Source organism: Winogradskyella echinorum (genome assembly GCF_014297365.1).
GTDB lineage: Bacteria > Bacteroidota > Bacteroidia > Flavobacteriales > Flavobacteriaceae > Winogradskyella > Winogradskyella echinorum.
The window spans coordinates 899042-916894 of the sequence record NZ_JACOQD010000001.1; the positions used below are offsets into that span (position 1 = coordinate 899042).

The 17853-nt window shown below is 31.7% G+C and carries 16 protein-coding genes; 7 read left to right on the plus strand and 9 right to left on the minus strand.

Going from position 1 to position 17853, the window contains the following annotated elements; genetic code table 11:
- Positions 1-33 precede the first annotated feature (33 nt).
- A complete protein-coding gene (locus H8K90_RS03960) occupies positions 34-702 on the minus strand; it encodes a ComF family protein (protein ID WP_222611305.1) in 669 nt (222 codons plus the stop codon).
- A 79-nt stretch (positions 703-781) separates the two neighbouring features.
- Between H8K90_RS03960 and H8K90_RS03965 the strand changes: the two genes are divergently transcribed.
- Complete coding sequence (locus tag H8K90_RS03965; protein WP_186844636.1) at positions 782-1666, plus strand: hypothetical protein; 885 nt, start codon at positions 782-784, stop codon at positions 1664-1666.
- Between the two features lie 62 nt (positions 1667-1728).
- Positions 1729-3267 (plus strand): glycine--tRNA ligase, encoded by a 1539-nt coding sequence (locus tag H8K90_RS03970; protein WP_186844637.1) that lies wholly within the window; start codon positions 1729-1731, stop codon positions 3265-3267.
- Positions 3268-3351: 84 nt separating this feature from the next.
- On the opposite strand, the gene H8K90_RS03975 is transcribed toward H8K90_RS03970, so the two are convergent.
- Positions 3352-3885 carry a DUF3575 domain-containing protein gene (locus tag H8K90_RS03975; RefSeq protein WP_186844638.1) on the minus strand — a complete coding sequence of 178 codons (534 nt, stop codon included), beginning with the start codon at positions 3883-3885 and terminating at the stop codon, positions 3352-3354.
- Between the two features lie 125 nt (positions 3886-4010).
- The gene (locus H8K90_RS03980) at positions 4011-7439 is read right to left on the minus strand and encodes a hypothetical protein (RefSeq protein ID WP_186844639.1); all 3429 of its coding nucleotides are present in this window, start codon (positions 7437-7439) and stop codon (positions 4011-4013) included.
- A gap of 201 nt (positions 7440-7640) precedes the next feature.
- Here H8K90_RS03980 and H8K90_RS03985 point away from each other — a divergent pair, with 201 nt between their 5' ends.
- Positions 7641-8402 (plus strand): exodeoxyribonuclease III, encoded by a 762-nt coding sequence (locus H8K90_RS03985; RefSeq protein ID WP_186844640.1) that lies wholly within the window; start codon positions 7641-7643, stop codon positions 8400-8402.
- A gap of 10 nt (positions 8403-8412) precedes the next feature.
- The gene (locus tag H8K90_RS03990; protein ID WP_186844641.1) at positions 8413-9372 is read left to right on the plus strand and encodes an OmpA family protein; all 960 of its coding nucleotides are present in this window, start codon (positions 8413-8415) and stop codon (positions 9370-9372) included.
- 136 nt (positions 9373-9508) lie between these two features.
- On the opposite strand, the gene H8K90_RS03995 is transcribed toward H8K90_RS03990, so the two are convergent.
- Positions 9509-10279 carry an XRE family transcriptional regulator gene (locus H8K90_RS03995; protein WP_186844642.1) on the minus strand — a complete coding sequence of 257 codons (771 nt, stop codon included), beginning with the start codon at positions 10277-10279 and terminating at the stop codon, positions 9509-9511.
- A gap of 76 nt (positions 10280-10355) precedes the next feature.
- Between H8K90_RS03995 and H8K90_RS04000 the strand changes: the two genes are divergently transcribed.
- From H8K90_RS04000 to H8K90_RS04010, 3 genes are read left to right on the plus strand one after another with little or no spacing between them, the layout of a single operon-like run.
- Positions 10356-13376, plus strand: a complete 3021-nt coding sequence (locus H8K90_RS04000) for a DNA polymerase III subunit alpha (RefSeq protein WP_186844643.1) — start codon at positions 10356-10358, stop codon at positions 13374-13376.
- 3 nt (positions 13377-13379) lie between these two features.
- On the plus strand, positions 13380-14597 hold the full coding sequence (dinB, locus tag H8K90_RS04005) for a DNA polymerase IV (RefSeq protein WP_186844644.1): 1218 nt from the start codon (positions 13380-13382) through the stop codon (positions 14595-14597).
- A gap of 24 nt (positions 14598-14621) precedes the next feature.
- A complete protein-coding gene (locus H8K90_RS04010) occupies positions 14622-15353 on the plus strand; it encodes an SOS response-associated peptidase (RefSeq protein ID WP_186844645.1) in 732 nt (243 codons plus the stop codon).
- An 11-nt stretch (positions 15354-15364) separates the two neighbouring features.
- On the opposite strand, the gene H8K90_RS04015 is transcribed toward H8K90_RS04010, so the two are convergent.
- From H8K90_RS04015 to H8K90_RS04035, 5 genes are read right to left on the minus strand one after another with little or no spacing between them, the layout of a single operon-like run.
- A complete protein-coding gene (locus tag H8K90_RS04015; RefSeq protein WP_186844646.1) occupies positions 15365-15571 on the minus strand; it encodes a helix-turn-helix domain-containing protein in 207 nt (68 codons plus the stop codon).
- Positions 15572-15573: 2 nt separating this feature from the next.
- The gene (locus tag H8K90_RS04020; protein ID WP_186844647.1) at positions 15574-16161 is read right to left on the minus strand and encodes a DUF2975 domain-containing protein; all 588 of its coding nucleotides are present in this window, start codon (positions 16159-16161) and stop codon (positions 15574-15576) included.
- A gap of 2 nt (positions 16162-16163) precedes the next feature.
- The gene (locus H8K90_RS04025; protein WP_186844648.1) at positions 16164-16688 is read right to left on the minus strand and encodes a DUF2975 domain-containing protein; all 525 of its coding nucleotides are present in this window, start codon (positions 16686-16688) and stop codon (positions 16164-16166) included.
- A gap of 3 nt (positions 16689-16691) precedes the next feature.
- Positions 16692-17252: a DUF2975 domain-containing protein gene (locus tag H8K90_RS04030; protein WP_186844649.1), complete on the minus strand. Its 561-nt coding sequence runs from the start codon at positions 17250-17252 to the stop codon at positions 16692-16694.
- A gap of 31 nt (positions 17253-17283) precedes the next feature.
- Positions 17284-17793 carry a DUF2975 domain-containing protein gene (locus tag H8K90_RS04035; RefSeq protein ID WP_186844650.1) on the minus strand — a complete coding sequence of 170 codons (510 nt, stop codon included), beginning with the start codon at positions 17791-17793 and terminating at the stop codon, positions 17284-17286.
- Positions 17794-17853: the final 60 nt, after the last annotated feature.

Here is a 17853-nt window from a genome sequence, read left to right on the forward strand (position 1 = left end):
AAGAAACAATTTTCTTTGTAAGAAACGAAAAAATCAATCTGCAATTGCCATTGTAACAAGACTTAACTTAATATTATCAATTTTTAACAAAACAGAAGCACAAGATTCTACTGTTGCACCAGTTGTAATAATATCATCAACAAGCAAAATATGTTTTCCTTTTAAGGATTGTTTTTCAGTAATAGAAAATAGCGCACCATCATCATTCCAACGGGTTAATCGTCCTTTAAAAACTTGTGTTTTAGTCGATTTAGTCTTTACTAAAACAGTATCATTATAATTGGCATTAAGTGCATTAGCAACTTCTTTTCCAAATTTAGAAACTTGGTTGTACCCTCGTTGTCGCAATTTGGTTTTATATAGTGGTACTGGTATAACGACATCTACATCTTTATAAGCCTTAATTGTGCTAAGCTCAGCACCTAGCCATTTTCCTAAGAATGCACTGATTTGTTCATGACCTCTATATTTTAAATTGTGTAATAATTGCTGTACAATTCCTTTTTTAGAAAAGTGTAATAATGCTGTTGCATTTTCGAGCTGCACACGTCCATAAACTATTTTCTTTACCGTTTCAGAATCATTAAAATGAAAATTGGTGACTGGTAATTGATGTCTGCAAGACGTACAAACTACTGTCTCATTATCGCTTAAAACAGTGCTACATGCCTCACAAACTGCAGGAAAGAATATGTTTAACAAATTTATTATCACTTAATCGATTAAAATAAAATTACACTTTAAATAGCTCTAATTTCGCATTAAATTAAGAAAATTAATAATGATAGTTAGTCCTCACATATTTAACTACAGATTAATTATAGGTTCTTTGTTGGTCGTTTTAACTTGTTTAGGTATTTATAGTTTTACAAATTATAAATCGATTAAATCTTACGAAGAGTTTCTAAAACAAGAAAAATCTTTGATAGAAAATGAACTATCTGAGATGTTGGTTAGTTACGACGAACTTAATGAAGATTATGATTTTATGGATTCTCAGCTTCAAGCAGCAAAACTTGAAACTAAGAATACTTTAGATTCCTTACGCATGCTAAAAAGTGATTTATCTATTATCACTAAATATAAAAATCATCTTATAATTTTAAAATCTAAAGGAGAATTATTACTTAATACTATTGATTCTTTAAATTCTGCCAATTTAAAATTACAGAGAGAAAAGCGCTATGCTCAAAACACTATACAAAAGAAAACTATTGCTATAAATGAGTTGGAAGAAGCAAACGATTCCTTAAATAAAACAATAGACATAGCTGCAATATTAAAAGCCAGTAATTTAAAAGCACAGGCTTACAAATTAAAATCTGGTAAAAAACGATTTACGGAAAAAGCAAGGCGTGCCAATGCCATAGATGTATGTATTACGCTTTCTGAAAATCCTTTAACAGAAAAAGGTAAAAAAGATATTTACATACAGATATTGAGTCCAGATGGCAATGTGGTTTCAGATAAAGGAGAGGTTACATTCGGTAATTCTTCATTAATCTATAGTAAAAAAGAAGTTATTAATTATAATAATGAAAATTTAGAAATCTGTACTGCAGTTGTAGCAGAAGATGAAGATAAACCCTTTTTAAAAGGTTATTATTTTGTCAATGTTTTTCATAAAAACATTAAGCTTGGTAGTACAAGTATAAAATTAAAATAGACTTATAACATAATTTTCAACAAACCGCTCTGTTAATTAGAGCGGTTTTTTATTTTTGCAGCATGGCAAACGAAGACAAATTCAAAAAAGTAATCTCTCACGCTAAGGAGTATGGTTACGTATTTCAGAGTAGTGAAATCTACGATGGACTAAGTGCAGTGTATGATTATGCACAAAACGGAGCAGAATTAAAGAAAAACATACGCGACTATTGGTGGAAAGCCATGGTGCAAATGCATGATAATATTGTAGGTATTGATGCTGCTATATTTATGCACCCAACCACTTGGAAAGCTTCTGGCCACGTCGATGCTTTTAATGATCCTTTAATTGATAACAAGGATTCTAAAAAACGATACAGAGCAGATGTTTTGGTTGAAGAGCATAGAGAAAAAATTCTTCAGAAAATAAATAAAGATATCGCTAAAGCACAAAAACGATTTGGCGATGCTTTTAATGAAGAAGAATTTAGAGCTACAAATGGCAACGTACTGCGTCGCCAAAAGCAAATAGATGATATAACTACTGAGTTAACTCGAGTACAAGAAGAAAATGATTTAGCAGGTTTTAAGCAACTTATTCTAGACCTAGAGATTGTTTGCCCTGTTTCAGGAAGTAAAAACTGGACAGATGTAAAACAATTCAATCTAATGTTTGGTACTAAATTAGGTGCATCAGCAGAGTCTGCAATGGACCTGTACTTAAGACCAGAAACGGCTCAAGGTATATTTGTTAATTTCTTAAATGTACAGAAAACAGGACGAATGAAAATTCCTTTTGGAATTGCACAAACTGGTAAAGCTTTTAGAAACGAAATTGTTGCAAGACAATTTATTTTTAGAATGCGCGAGTTTGAACAAATGGAAATGCAATTCTTTATTAAACCTGGTACACAGAAAGAATGGTTTGATTATTGGAAAGAAACACGTCTTAAATGGCACAAATCCCTTGGTTTAGGAGAGGATAACTACCGTTTCCACGACCATGAAAAATTAGCACATTATGCTGATGCCGCTACAGATATAGAATTTAATTTTCCATTTGGATTTAAAGAATTAGAAGGTATCCATTCTCGTACAGATTTTGATTTAAAACAACACGAAGAGTATTCTGGAAAGAAGTTACAGTATTTTGATCACGAAGAAAATGCAAGTTATACTCCTTATGTTTTAGAAACATCTATTGGTCTAGATCGTATGTTCTTGGCTGTATTCTCAAACTCTCTTGAAGAAGAAGAACTTGAGGATGGTAAAACTCGTACTGTATTAAAATTACCTGCTGTATTAGCGCCTGCAAAAGCAGCCATATTTCCTTTAGTTAAAAAGGATGGGTTACCAGAAGTCGCAAAAGAAATTGTAGATGATTTAAAGTGGGATTTTAATGTAATTTATGAAGAAAAAGATACTGTTGGTAAGCGCTACAGAAGACAAGATGCTGCCGGAACACCTTTTTGTATAACAGTAGATCACGATACATTAGAGGATAACACCGTTACCATTCGTCATAGAGATACAATGGATCAAAAACGTGTAAAGATTGAAGATTTAAAAGCTATTATAAAAGCAGAAGTTGATGTTAAACATTGGCTGATGAAGATGTAATAAACATTTCTTTCGAAAAAAATATTATAAAAACAAAATCCCAAACTTTTTAAGTTTGGGATTTTTTAATTTAGTAAAATATCCTTAGAATCTATAGCCTGCTGTAATTGCAAACTTACTTACAAAGTCAATATCTGTTTCTTCAGATTTAAATATGTTTCTACCAACTCCAAAATTTATTTCTCCAATAAATCCGCTTTTAGTTATCCATTTTCCTCCCAAGCCAATTCCTAGAGCAAAATCCGTTACATATTCTCTTTCATCCTCTTCAATGAAGAAATCGAAATCTCTTTCTGTAGAATTTAACATTCCAAATCCTTCTAAGAAAAATCCTGCTGCATATTTATCACCAAAATAGAATCTATAATAAGGAGATATAAAATATTCTAAACTCTCTTTAATATCTTCATCATAAGGCACTACCACATTTAATCCAAACCCAGACTCCTCATTAATGAGACGCTCATAACTAAAATCTAAAGCTCCAATCACTAAGAATAACCCATTGGCTTTAAGTTCATTTTTTTTAATATTTAAATGATCTCTAGAGTCTTGTTCTTGAGCTGTAAGCGTAAAAATTGAACAAAACATAAAAAGTGCTAAAAAGAAATTTTTCATAATAGATTGTTTAATTGATTAAGATTTTAATTGACACAACAATTATACCACATAGATGTGATAAAAACATAAAGGTTGCGTAAGAATTAACTTAATTTGTCTATTTCGCTCGTTTGAGTGAGTATTTAAAAATAAGCCTTTAGTTGAACAGTACCTGTATGAATTGTCTTTGAAGTTTCTGTTTTTCGCCCAAAATAATTAAGGTTTAAATCTAAAAATTTGGTTAGTTTCTTTTGTGCTAACAAACTCCACGTAAAGTTTTTTCCTGGCTGAAGCCCTTCTAGCATTTGATATGCTACAGGTGTATTAGGATTGCCTTCGTAGGTGTTTTCAAAAAAGTTGAACTCACCTGTTAAGGCGATTTTTTGTGCATTATTATAAGTAAATGATACACCATAATTATTCTGAGTTAATGACTCTAAGCTATCTATGGTATTTTCTTTTGAAGTGAATTGATAAAACACATCAAACTGTGCGTTTTCATTAAATAGATAAGATAATTTTGGTTGAAATCTAGTTTCATCAATGTTATAATTTCTGTTAGCAAAGTTTTCACTTAAGCTTTTATCACTCCCAAAACTAGCTAAGGCATTTGCTAACCAATTAACTGCAAACTTATGATTAAAATTAAGTTGGTGATTGGTTAATTTATTTTCTTGAAAACCAATTGAGAGAAGATTACGACTGGTGTTTGTTAAAAAGGTGTAGGATGTTGTGTAGCCTTGTTTTCCTCTATTAAAAAATAGTACATTACGTACACTATTATTTAGTGCTAATTGATTTTCTTCATCGTCATTAAATGGGTTAAGATTAAAATTATTACCCTCGCGTTTAATCTTTCTATCAATTAAATATGATGTTTGATTATAGAAATGCGAAAAGAACTTTTTAGTCTTGTTTTCTGAGGTACTCCATTGCTGTGGATTAATCGTCAACGTTTGGCTTAATCGATTTTGATGTGTACGCACAAAAATCTGATTTGGTAAAAGCACTCTTATATAATTACCTTGATCTGCAAATTGAGCTATTTCAAATTCGTTAAGCTCTTGTATACTGTTTTCGTTATAATCAATCCATGTATATGCTCCTTGTCCGGCTTCTACCTCAACATACGTAAAATCTTGTTGTGGTAAGGTCCCAGAATTGGTTTCAAAATTAGTATTCCATAGGATGAGATTATTAAATAATTTCTGATTGTAACTTAACCTGCTATTTAAACTTTGCTCATCTTGTAATGTTTCGTCCTCAGATTTTAAATCTCTGTAGTTAACAAATAATTGAAGATTGGTGTTTTTATTTTGAATCAGTCGTGATTTTAAATAATATGTGTTTGAGCTATTTACACGTTTTATTGTATTAGCTCTTAAACTATCATTAAACCGTTTGATATAACCAACTTCTGTAAATACTTTGGTGCTATCTCCTATACCAACAAAAGCCTCATAAGCTTTAAATTTTTGACTTAAAGGTGTTAAAGAATCGGTTGCTATTGCACGTTGTTCATTATCTTCAGTTGTAAATTTTACACCAGCCCATTTATTGTTTTTACCATAAACTAGGCGATTAAAAGATCGTAAAAATGTTGAACGATTTATAGTGCTTTTACTATCTAAAAAACTTGAATTAGAAAAAATACTAAAATTACCTAATCGCAGGTTTGTAGACACATTATGTCTATTTCCATTAAAATCTTCAGAATAATTAAGATGTTCAAAATTGTAAGTTGCTGTTCCTTTTTTTAAATGCGATAATTGCAAACCAGAAGTTAATAGCAACTGGTCGCCAAAATTGAGATTCATTTGATTGGTTTGTTGTGTATCTAGATTCCAATCGCGATTAAATTCTGCTCTATATAAACGTTGAATGGTTCTAAAATTTTCTTGAATAAAATCGGCATCTACTAATGCAGATAAATTCCATAAGCTGTCCGATTTAATTAGGTTTTGTTTTAACGTTAATTTTCCTGCAAAACCGTCATTGTCATCATCATCAATATTTGAAAATAGGTTAGCATCATTTTTGCTTCCTGCCAATTCAAAAAACAGGTTTGTTTTTTCAGTTGGTTTATAACGACCATTTAGTACTGCTATTTGCAATCGTTCTGGAGCAACTAATTGTGTAATTGGTTCGTAGTTTCCTTGAGGCACGCCAGCAATTGGTGCTACATATTCAAAAATGTTTGAAACCGCATTATCATTACTCAACACATAATTTCCTTGATTTGTACCAACCAGCGTAAAACGCACACTAAATAAATCATCTTCTGGGTTTTGGGAAAACACAAAAATTTCTTCTGCTCCTAAAATTTCTTTTCGATATAAAATTCGGTTTTCAGAATACGACTCTGCAGTTGCAGATGGGGCAACCATTAAACTCGTATCGTCACCAGCATCTGCCAAAATCTGAGTCTGCTCGGTAGATAAATTTTGTTGCAATGGTTGGTTTTTTGCATCACTTTCAGAATACACAGAAACATTTAAGTTTAATTTTTCTGTGTTATAACTTCCTCCACCAAAAATTGTAAATCGAGAATAATTACGCTCACTAAATTGGTAATCTATAGTAATTCGCATTTCGGAAGTAATAGGAAATGTGGAGTTAAATATAATTTCACCTGCGTTATAATCTATGATGTAATCATTATTCTCACCACGCTCTAAAGGCACACCATTTACATAAACAGTTTCACTACCAGAAACGATGAGTACAAACAATTCGTTATTCGGACCTCGTAATTTGTAGGGTCCTTGATTACCTTCTTGTGCTGTAAATTGAGTGGTTGTAAACTGACCTCTTACCAAAGCACCAGATGCAAAAACAGACATTTTTTCGCTTAATTTAGCATTAACCGAAAGCCCTTGCACACGTTTAGAAAAATTAGCGAAGTAACTATTAGTGTTGACTAGATCTATATCACCAGCTCTTATATTCCAATCGTCACTAAATAGTTCAATAAATACTTGATCAAACTCATCTAATCGTTGAGAATAGCCACTTTCTTGCAAGGGAATATTAGCATCTTGTATAGAGGCTCTTAGCGAAACCTTATCGCTTAACTTACCTGAAATTTGTAAATCTAATTCGCTATTTAAAACCGAGTTTTGATTATTGCCTATTGTGACTCCTCTAGAGATGCTTCCTGATGTGGTTAAACCATCAAAAGGTGTAAATGTATTTTGTTTGTTTGAGTTTTCGAGTTTATACAATTGCTGCAATTCTGTTGATGATCTATTAACAATAACCTTATCATCTAACTGTTTGTATACTTTGGTTAAAAAATTAGGGTAGCGTAAATATTCAATTTTTATAGTATCAATTTCTATTGGTTGCTTAAAACGTAAAAGTGCTTTTGCAAAATCAACAGTATATAATGTAGAGTCTATAACCTTATTATCTTTGGTTTTAACAACAAATCTAAATGGATTAATACTTACAGAATCAATTGTAATAGAATCTTTAACAACTACTTTTTTGTGTCTAATATTACTATGCTGCTTTTGAGAAAAGCCCAAAAAGGAACATATAAATAATAGAAAAAGTAGTGTATTTTTCATCTGATGATTTTTATTTTTTTAAATCGAACAGATGGAACATCCATAATATAATTGGATATAAAATTCAAAATTTTTACTTGATGTTTCATGTAGAATAATAACTGTTTTAAGCTTTAAATATTTTATCGTTAAAAGCAGTATAAAATTATAGTGTAAAAGTACAGTATTATTTAATTTAGCAGTTAATCCGAAAATGACGATATGAAAATTGTTTCTTACAACGTAAATGGTATTAGAGCCGCTATAAACAAAGGGTTTATTGATTGGTTAAAAGCTACAAATCCCGATGTAATTTGTCTTCAAGAAATTAAAGCTATGGAAGCGCAACTAGACCTTAGTTTGTTTACTGAAGCCGGTTACAAATACAATTATTGGTTTAGTGCTCAAAAAAAAGGTTATAGTGGAGTTGCCATTTTGTGTAAAACAGAACCTAATCATATAGAATTTGGTACAGGCATAGAATCTATGGATTTTGAAGGTAGAAACCTAAGAGTAGATTACAATGATGTTTCTATTATGAGTATGTATTTACCTTCTGGAACAAATGATGCTAGATTGTCTCATAAGTTTGAATATATGGATTTAATCCACGATTATCTTAACAACTTGCAAAAGGAAAAACCAAACTTAGTCGTTTGTGGTGATTATAATATTTGTCATGAAGCGATAGATATTCATAATCCGAAAATGAAAGGAGTATCAGGGTTTTTACCAGAAGAACGCGAATGGCTAGGTAATTTTATAGATAGCGGATTTATTGATAGTTTCAGATATTTACATCCAGAAAAACAAGAATTCTCTTGGTGGAGTTACAGAGCAAACTCTAGAGCAAACAATAAAGGTTGGCGATTAGATTATGCAATGGTTAGTGAACCTTTACAAGAAAAAATAAAACGAAGCGTTATACTCACTGAAGCTGTGCACAGTGATCATTGTCCAATTTTATTAGAACTCAAATTTTAAAACCTAAATCATGATTAAAAAAATTTCATTAATAGTATTATCTCTTACTATATTAACCTCTTGTGTTTCTAAAAAAATATACACAGACCTTGAAGATAAATATGCCAATCTAAAAAAAGAAAATCGTAGTTTATCTGATGAAGTTGAAACACTTTCAAACGACAAAATCAAACTAAATAACGATTTAAACCAGCTACAATCTGCTTATGATGACGCTGTTGCACAACGCGACAAATTACAAGGTGATTATGCTGCTGCTAAATCTAATTTAGATGCTTTAAAAGCCTCTTACAAAGCTTTAGAAGAAAATAGTTCTGCTTCTATTGCTGCAAATTCTAAAAAGAATAGAGAGTTATTAGCACAACTAGAAGCAAAAGAACAAGCACTTGCTACAGAAAATGAACGCCTTAATACTTTAAAGAAAGAACTAGAAAATCGTTCTCAACGTGTTGCAGAATTAGAAAATGTTATTGCTGCAAAAGATGCCAACATGAGAGCGTTAAAAAATGCTATTTCTAAAGCCTTAACTAACTTTGAAGGTAAAGGTTTAACTGTTGAACAGCGCGATGGAAAAGTGTATGTGTCAATGGAAAATAAATTGTTATTTCAGTCTGGAAGTTGGTCTGTTGGATCAGAAGGCCGTAAAGCGGTGCAACAACTAGGAAGTGTCCTTGCTGAAAATCCGGATATTGCCATTTTAATTGAAGGACATACAGATAACGATCCTTACACAGGTAATGGACAACTAAGTGGTAATTGGGATTTATCTACAAAACGAGCTACAGCCATTGTAAATATTCTTAGAGAAAATAATTCTATAAATCCTGAAAATTTAACTGCTGCTGGTCGTGGAGAATATGCACCAATAGCATCTAATAATACAGTAGAAGGTAAAGCAAAAAATAGACGTATTGAGGTGATATTAACGCCTAAATTAGATGAAATTTCTAAGTTGTTAAATGATATTTAAAAAAGTATTACACTTTTTTAAATACTTGTTTTATACTTTTTTACAGTATTTATATTTTAATTACGATTAGCAGGGAAGAATCCGCAGTTTACTTAAAACTTATATAGGTAATTGTGTGACACTGCTTTTCGTTTTTTTATTGTATTTGCTTTACCGCTTCCAACTCTACTTTCAACTCCTGAAACAGCATCATAATACTACTTAGTTTCAATTCCTTTTCATCGTATTCTTGGGTGTTGATGCAACACGTAAATTCCCAAAGTTCCAAAATATTTTCACGCTTAACTAAATATGGTTGATAAGACTTATTATCAGAACTTAACAATAAACTTGTAGTGTCTCCTTCAGGAATATAAACCCGCTTATAAACCAAACCATCATCTTTAGTTAAGATAATATAAGTGCGCCCATTTCTTACATCAACAATGTCTTCCATAAATTTTGCCACTATAAAGGCACCATCTTTTACAGGTAACATAGAATCTCCTTTTATAGGAAACGCTCTATGTGTACCAGTTGGTAGAAAGGGTAGTTTTATTTTTTGAAGCTGCTCTATATATTCCGGATCATCGTAACCAGATAAATACCCAGCAGAAGCTTTAGCTGGTACAATTTCTATTAAATCTTCATTATCTTCATTAACAGTTACAGGGAAAAGTACGCGCTTATTCCCTACTTCTATAAACGAGGTGTCTTTTGCTTTTCGTAAATCTTTTCTAACCAAAATATCAATAGGAATATCAAAATAATTAGATAAATCTATAAGACGCTCAATTGGTGGTTCACTTCTTCCTTCTTCGTAAGATCCAACGACAGAACGTGTCCAATTAAGTTCGTCTGCAAAACGCTCTTGCGATATTTTCTTTAAAGATCTGAGGTGCTTTATATTAGCTTGTATAGGTTTCAATGAAATTAATTTTAACAATATTTACTACAAATGTAAGCAATTAAAACTACATATAGTAGCTAATTTTGTTAATCCTATGTATTTAAATTGTCACACATATTACAGCCTTCGCTATGGTACTATAAAACCAGAGCAATTGCTTGCCATTGCTTCAGAAAATGGTGTGCAAACTTTAGCACTAACGGATATTAATACAACCTCAGCATGCTTAGATGTTGTGCGTCTATCAGAAAAGTACAAGATAAAACCTGTTCTTGGTGTTGACTTTAGAAACAAAGCACAGCAAGAATTTATTCTCATTGCCAAAAACAATTACGGATTTGAAAATATAAATAGTTACCTATCTACATTTCTTCATAATAACGATTTAAAAATTCCTGAGCGACCAGATGTTATTTTAAATGATTGTTTTGTTATTTACCCTTATCAAAAAGGGAAAGATTTCAAATTAAAACCCAATGAATTTTTAGGCATTTCTCCAAAAGACCTCAACCATTTAAAATTTTCAAAATGGAATCGATTTAGAGAAAAATTAGTAGTACTAAAAACGGTCTCATTTCAAAATAAAAAAGGGTTTAACACACATCGCTTATTACGTGCTATTGATAATAACACCCTGTTAAGCAAACTGTCAAAATCTGAAGAAGGGTATGAAGATGACATAATGTTACCATATAACCAACTGTGCGAAACGTATTCTGATTTTCCAAAACTTATAAATAATACTGAGCAACTCTTAGACCATTGCTCTATAGACTTTGACTTTAAAAACATTCAACCTAAAAACCAGAAATGCTTAACCGAAAACGAAACTTCGGACTATCAATTGTTAGAAAAATTAACCTATGATGGTATCAATTATCGCTACGGCGAAAATGTTGAAGAGAAAATCTATAAGCGTATTGAAAAAGAACTAGATATTATTAAACAAAAAAACTTTGTATCCTACTTTTTAATCAATTGGAAAATTTTAGAATATGCACGTAGTAAAGATTATTACTACGTAGGTCGTGGTAGTGGTGCTAATAGCATTATTGCTTACTTACTGAGAATTACTGATGTAGACCCAATAGAACTCGATTTATATTTTGAACGCTTTATTAATCTATTTCGTCAAAATCCACCAGATTTTGATATTGATTTCTCATGGAAAGATAGAGATGATATCACCAAGTTTATCTTTAAAACCTTTAAGCATACAGCACTCATCACAGTTTATAACACCTTTAAGTTTAAAGCATCTGTACGCGAATTGGGTAAAGTATTTGGTTTGCCTAAATCTGAAATAGATCTGCTAACTAAAGGTAAGTTTAATGTGCAACAGCTAGATAGACTCTCGCAACTTGTGCTTAAGTACAGCCAATATATTGAAGGTTTTCCTAACTATTTAGGGATTCATGCAGGTGGTATTTTAATTTCCGAGAAACCCATTCATTATTACTGTGCCACATTTATGCCTCCAAAAGGATTTGCAACAACACAGTTTGATATGGTGGTTGCAGAAGATATTGGCTTATATAAATTCGACATTTTAAGTCAACGTGGTTTAGGAAAAATTAAAGATACTGTAGATATCATTAATAAAAACTATACTAACCAGCTACCAGTCGATATTCATAATATTAAGCGTTTTAAGGAAGATGAACGTATAAAAGACCTGTTAAGAAATGCAAAAGCGATTGGCTGCTTCTATGTAGAATCTCCTGCTATGCGTATGTTATTAAAAAAACTTCAGGTAGATAACTATCTAGGTTTAGTAGCAGCAAGTTCTGTTATTAGACCAGGTGTTGCTAAAAGTGGTATGATGCGTCAGTATATTTTGCGTTATCGTTATCCCGAAAGACGTAAAGAAGCACACCCTGTGTTACAGCGTATTATGCCAGAAACTTATGGTGTTATGGTATACCAAGAAGATGTGATTAAGGTGGCACACTATTTTGGCGGACTCACACTTGGCGAAGCAGACATGTTACGTCGAGGTATGTCTGGCAAGTTTAGATCTCGCGAAGAGTTTTTAAAAGTAAAACAACAATTTTTTGATAATTGTAAAAAAGATGGAAAACCTTTTGATTTGGTTGCAGAAATATGGAGACAGATTGAAAGTTTCGCTGGCTATGCCTTCGCAAAAGGACACTCTGCATCTTATGCTGTAGAGAGCTATCAAAGCTTATTTTTAAAAGCGTATTACCCATTGGAATATATGACTGCTACCATTAATAATTTTGGCGGCTTTTATAGCACAGAACTCTATATCCATGAAGCCAGAATGCATAATGGCATTATTGAAGCGCCTTGTATTAATAACTCATATAATCATGCAATAATTAAAGGTAAAACCATTTATCTAGGTTTTATGTTTTTACAATCTTTTGAGTCTAATACCACGCAACGTATTCTTAATGAGCGTAACAATAATGGTGCTTTTAAATCGCTAGATGACTTTATAGAACGTGTACCAATATCTATTGAGCAAATTTCAATTCTTATAAAAATTAATGCCTTTCGTTTTACCTTAATTAATAAACGTGAACTACTATGGGAAGCGCATTTAAAAATTAGTAAAACTGTAGTTTTAGAGGATATAGTAACCTTATTTAAAACAGAGCGTATTAATTATAATACACCAGAGTTGCCAAGCACAGCTTTAGAAAATGCATTCGATGAGATTGAATTATTAGGCTTTCCGTTATGCAATCCGTTTCATTTATTAGAAAAAGAATCTACTAGCCAATTACGCGCAAAGCATTTAGCACAATTAAAAGGGAAATATATAAAAATTGAAGGGTACCTAATTACAACTAAGCCTACTAGTACCTCTAATGGCAAACGCATGTATTTCGGAACATTTTTAGATCGCGATGGTGACTTTTTAGACACAGTACACTTCCCTCCTATTGCTGCTAAATATCCATTTAGAGGAAAAGGTATTTATGAAATTACAGGTAAAGTAATGGTAGAGTTTGATTGTGTTAGTATAGAAGTTTCAAAATTTGAAAGATTAGCAATTATCGAAGACCCTCGTTATTCCATAAAATCCTTAAATCCAACATTTCAGAAGAAAAGAAGTTTTAATGATCTTAAAAAGACGCATGTATAAAAAATGAATACTAATCGCTCAATAGTACATATGGATTTAGACACTTTTTTTGTGTCTTGCGAACGTCTACTAGATAGTCGTCTTATCGGAAAACCTGTACTCATTGGTGGCACAAGCGACAGAGGTGTTGTAGCGTCTTGTAGTTACGAAGCCAGAACTTTTGGTATTCATTCTGCCATGCCAATGCGTATGGCCAAACAATTATGTCCTGAGGCTATTATTTTACGAGGAAACTCTGGTATTTACAGCAAGTTTTCTAATAATGTTACAGACGTTATAAAAGAGAGTGTACCCTTATATGAAAAAACATCTATTGACGAGTTTTATATAGATCTCACCGGAATGGATAAGTTTTTTGGCTGCCATAAACTAGCTTCAGAACTACGTCAACGTATTATTAAAGAAACAGGTTTACCTATTTCTTTTGGTTTGTCGCTAAATAAAACGGTTTCAAAAATTGCGACAGGAGAAGCTAAACCCAACAATGAAATTAGAATTCTCTCTGGCACCGAAAAAACATTTTTAGCTCCGCTTTCGGTAAAAAAAATTCCTATGGTTGGTAATGTAACTTATAAATCGTTATGCGATTTGGGAGTTAAACGCATAAAAACAGTACAAGAAATGCCCATGGAATTAATGCACAAAGTTCTTGGAAAAAATGGTTTAGTCATCTGGAAAAAAGCAAATGGTATAGATAACAGTCCTGTGATTCAGTATCACGAACGCAAATCTATTTCTACCGAACGTACCTTTGGACAAGACACCACAGATGTTACCAAACTTAAAGGTTTAGTAATTGCTATGACAGAGAATTTGGCATATCAATTACGTCGTGGCAATAAATTAACAGCTTGCGTAACGTTTAAGATTCGTTATTCGGATTTTCAGACTTACACACAACAGCAACGCATTCCTTATAGCTCCATGGATCATACTATCATTCCTGTGGTATTAGGTTTATTTAAAAAACTATATAACCGTAGATTATTAGTACGTCTTGTAGGCGTAAGGTTTAGCCATTTGGTAGAAGGAGGACATCAAATCAACTTATTTGAGGATGACGAAATGCACCTTAACCTCAGCAATGCTATGGACAAAATGCGCGAACGTTATGGAGATAGAGCTGTAATGAGTGCTGCTGGTATGGAAGCTAAATCTATAAGTCGTTGGAATCCTTTTACTGGAGAACCACCTCCTTTATTAGCAAATAGACGTCAATAAAAATTGTTTTACTAAATTAGAGGTATGTGTTATTCTACAGCATTACGAAAAGAACGCGAAAAAATTGAAAAAGAACTGCGCAATCAAATTAATGTAAAGTTTGACGCTCAATCTACATACCAACCTTATTTTCATCTCAATGGATTTACACATGGTAATCTACAGATTATAAAGATGGATCAACCCGATATTATCACGGATGCAAGTTGGGGATTAATACCAGATTGGGCCATACACAATCCCGAGGTTTTTAGAAAAAAAAGTAATACACTAAATGCCAGGTCAGAAAGTATTTTTGAAAAACCAACTTATCGCGATAGTGCAGAAAACAAGAGATGTTTAATCTTAGCCGATGGTTTTTTTGAACCACATCACGAAAACGGAAAAGCGATTCCCTATTTCTGTTATCAACCATCAAAATCCAATCCTAAAGGCGAGGTGTTTTTATTTGCTGGGCTTTATAACGAAATTGATGATAAAACATTAAGTGCTACAATTTTAACTACAGAAGCTAATGACTTTTTTATGGAAGTACATAATAAAGGTAAGCGAATGCCTTTAATTTTAGACCCTCATTATTTTGAAGATTGGTTAGACGAAGGCATGAGCAATCAACAAATAAATGAACTAATGGCTACAGGTATAAGCAAAAAACAATTTAGTGCACACCCAGTTAGTAATGATTTTTACAAAAAAGGTATTGACACTAACAAACCTTATATTATTGAAGAAGTACAAAAGAATACACTCTTCTAATTCTATAAAAGTTAGTCCTCTACATACTCTAAAATATCACTAGGCTGACAGTCTAAGGCTTTGCAAATGGCTTCTAGAGTAGAAAACCGCATCGCTTTAGCTTTCCCAGATTTTAAAATCGACAAATTAGCCGTGGTTATACCAATGATTTCAGCAAGTTCTTTGCTTTTCATGCCTCGTTTCACCAACATTATGTCTAAGTTAACTACTATTGGCATGGTTATATCGTTAGGTCGTTTTCTTCTCTCAAGTTTTCACCTTCTTTAAAAATCTCCGCCATTATAAATGACAAAAGCGTATAAATTACTGGAGTTAATGATAAATGTGTCAATGTTTGATCTCCATTTTCGAATCGAAGAACCGTATAACTCGTCAGAATTGTCACAAAAACAACATATAAACCAATCTGCCTGAATAGTTTCGCATTACTTCTACTAAAGGTATTTAAAGTTTTTACAGATAGTATAATAGTTTCGAAAGCCCTAATTATTAGAAACAGTAAAACCGCAACAACAAGAATTTTAAAATAGTTTATATACAACGATACTGTATTTAGTTTCGTAAAAGTATAAGGTTTCAGATCAAATTCAGTATCTGTAGTATCATCTTTCCAAACATTTGATTCTATATATGAAACACGCATAATACTTGGATTAGCACTTAATTCAATCTCTTTTTCCGCAAAAGTTTCTTTATCGATTTGAGCATATACGAATAAGCTAGTAATAGCCACAGCAGCAATAATTACAATGGCTTTTAATAATCTTGACAGTAAAATGGCGATGTTGAGTAATGTGTTTTTAGTCATAATTATATAGTTAATTCGTTTTCCTCTTCTACTTGTTTCCCTTTTTCAAAAATTTCTGCCAAAATGTAAAAAGCCAATCCTGCAGGAATTAAAAAAGTAAACTCTCCTTTGAGTTCATTAAAAAACTTATACGTTGAGCCATTAATTGTTGTCAATAAAAATCTAAGAATTAAAACACCTACTGTATAACTGATAAAGATGTTTCCAATTTTTTTAAAGTATTTAATATTCTTATCGCTAAAATAATTACCGTTTTCAACTTCTTTTAAAATGGACAAAAAATAACTACAACCATATATTAAATAACCTCTCCAGAAGAAAAGCCCAGCACTAATAGTATAATAACTCCATTCAATAGCATTTTTTGAAGTGAACCAGTTTTCACGTTTGTCTGCTGTTTTTGCCCAATTCTGAAATTTTTCAAATTGATTAAAATCAAACTCGCGTAAGTCATTTAGAAGCACAGAAACTGCACCTAACAAAATAGCATAAGTTATAATGGTTAGAATTTTTGTATTGTCTTTCATAATTTAAATCGTTAAGTCATTTTCTTCTTTCAATAGCTTTCCATTATTAAAAACAGTACTAAATACTAATAGAAATAATCCAATAATTAGAAGAAAAAAGTTAACATAACCTATAGCAGAAGCAATTGAACTTAACATTGCCCAAGTACCTAATTTAGAACCAACCATCATGTTGTTGGTTAAATCATTAAATACAAATAATCCTATTATTCTCAACAGAGTAGTGACAATAGTAATTATTATAAATAATCGTCCAGTCTTTTTTAGGTTCACTATAACTTCATCAGAATAAAACCTCTGCTCTTCCAATGGATTAATACATTTTTTTAGATAATAAATAGAAACTATAAAAAGTAAAAAGCCTAAAATATTAGAGAATTGAACAATCCATAATTGCCAAGGAAAATTACCGTTAAAGAACATCCCAAAAGGTTGAAAAATTCTAGGAAGTGATTCTGGGAAAAATAGAAGCATTATAAATAGAATAAAGCTTAACACAGAAAACACAATCATTCCCCAGAAAAGTATGTTTATTAAGTTTTTTAATAGTCTAATTGTAGTCATATAATTATTGTTTTATGGAATTGAGATGTGATTATATCGTTAAATCATTTTCTTCTTTTATAACCTTGGTCTCTCTAAGAACTGTACTCATTAGCATTAAAAACAATCCCATTGCAATTATTAACAGATAGACCAATGTTTTTTCACTTAACCCAAGCACAACTTGCCGTTTATAAAACATATTGCCGATCTCATCAATAAGCCATAAAGCTATTGAAGACAGCACCATGAGTTTGCCAGAATTAAACATGCTTTTTATAAGTTCACCATTATAAAAATCATTTTTTAATAACAATTTTGTCGCCTTTCTTAATCTCCAAAGTGCCACAACAAAAGCAGCATAAACCCCAAGCTCTAAAAAGGTAAAAACATACAGCATTCTCTCAGTTTTAAAAACTAATGCATTGTGTTTTAAACCAATCAAATCCTGTTCTACCCCAAATAGAACCATTGCTAAAACAAAAATTCCCAAACCAATACCGATTAGTAAAAGAAAAATAATAACATTTAGTATCGCATAAAGTGTCTTTGCAGAGTTCATAATTATCGTTTTACGATAACAAATATATAAAAATTATTGATAAACAATAATTTTTTATTG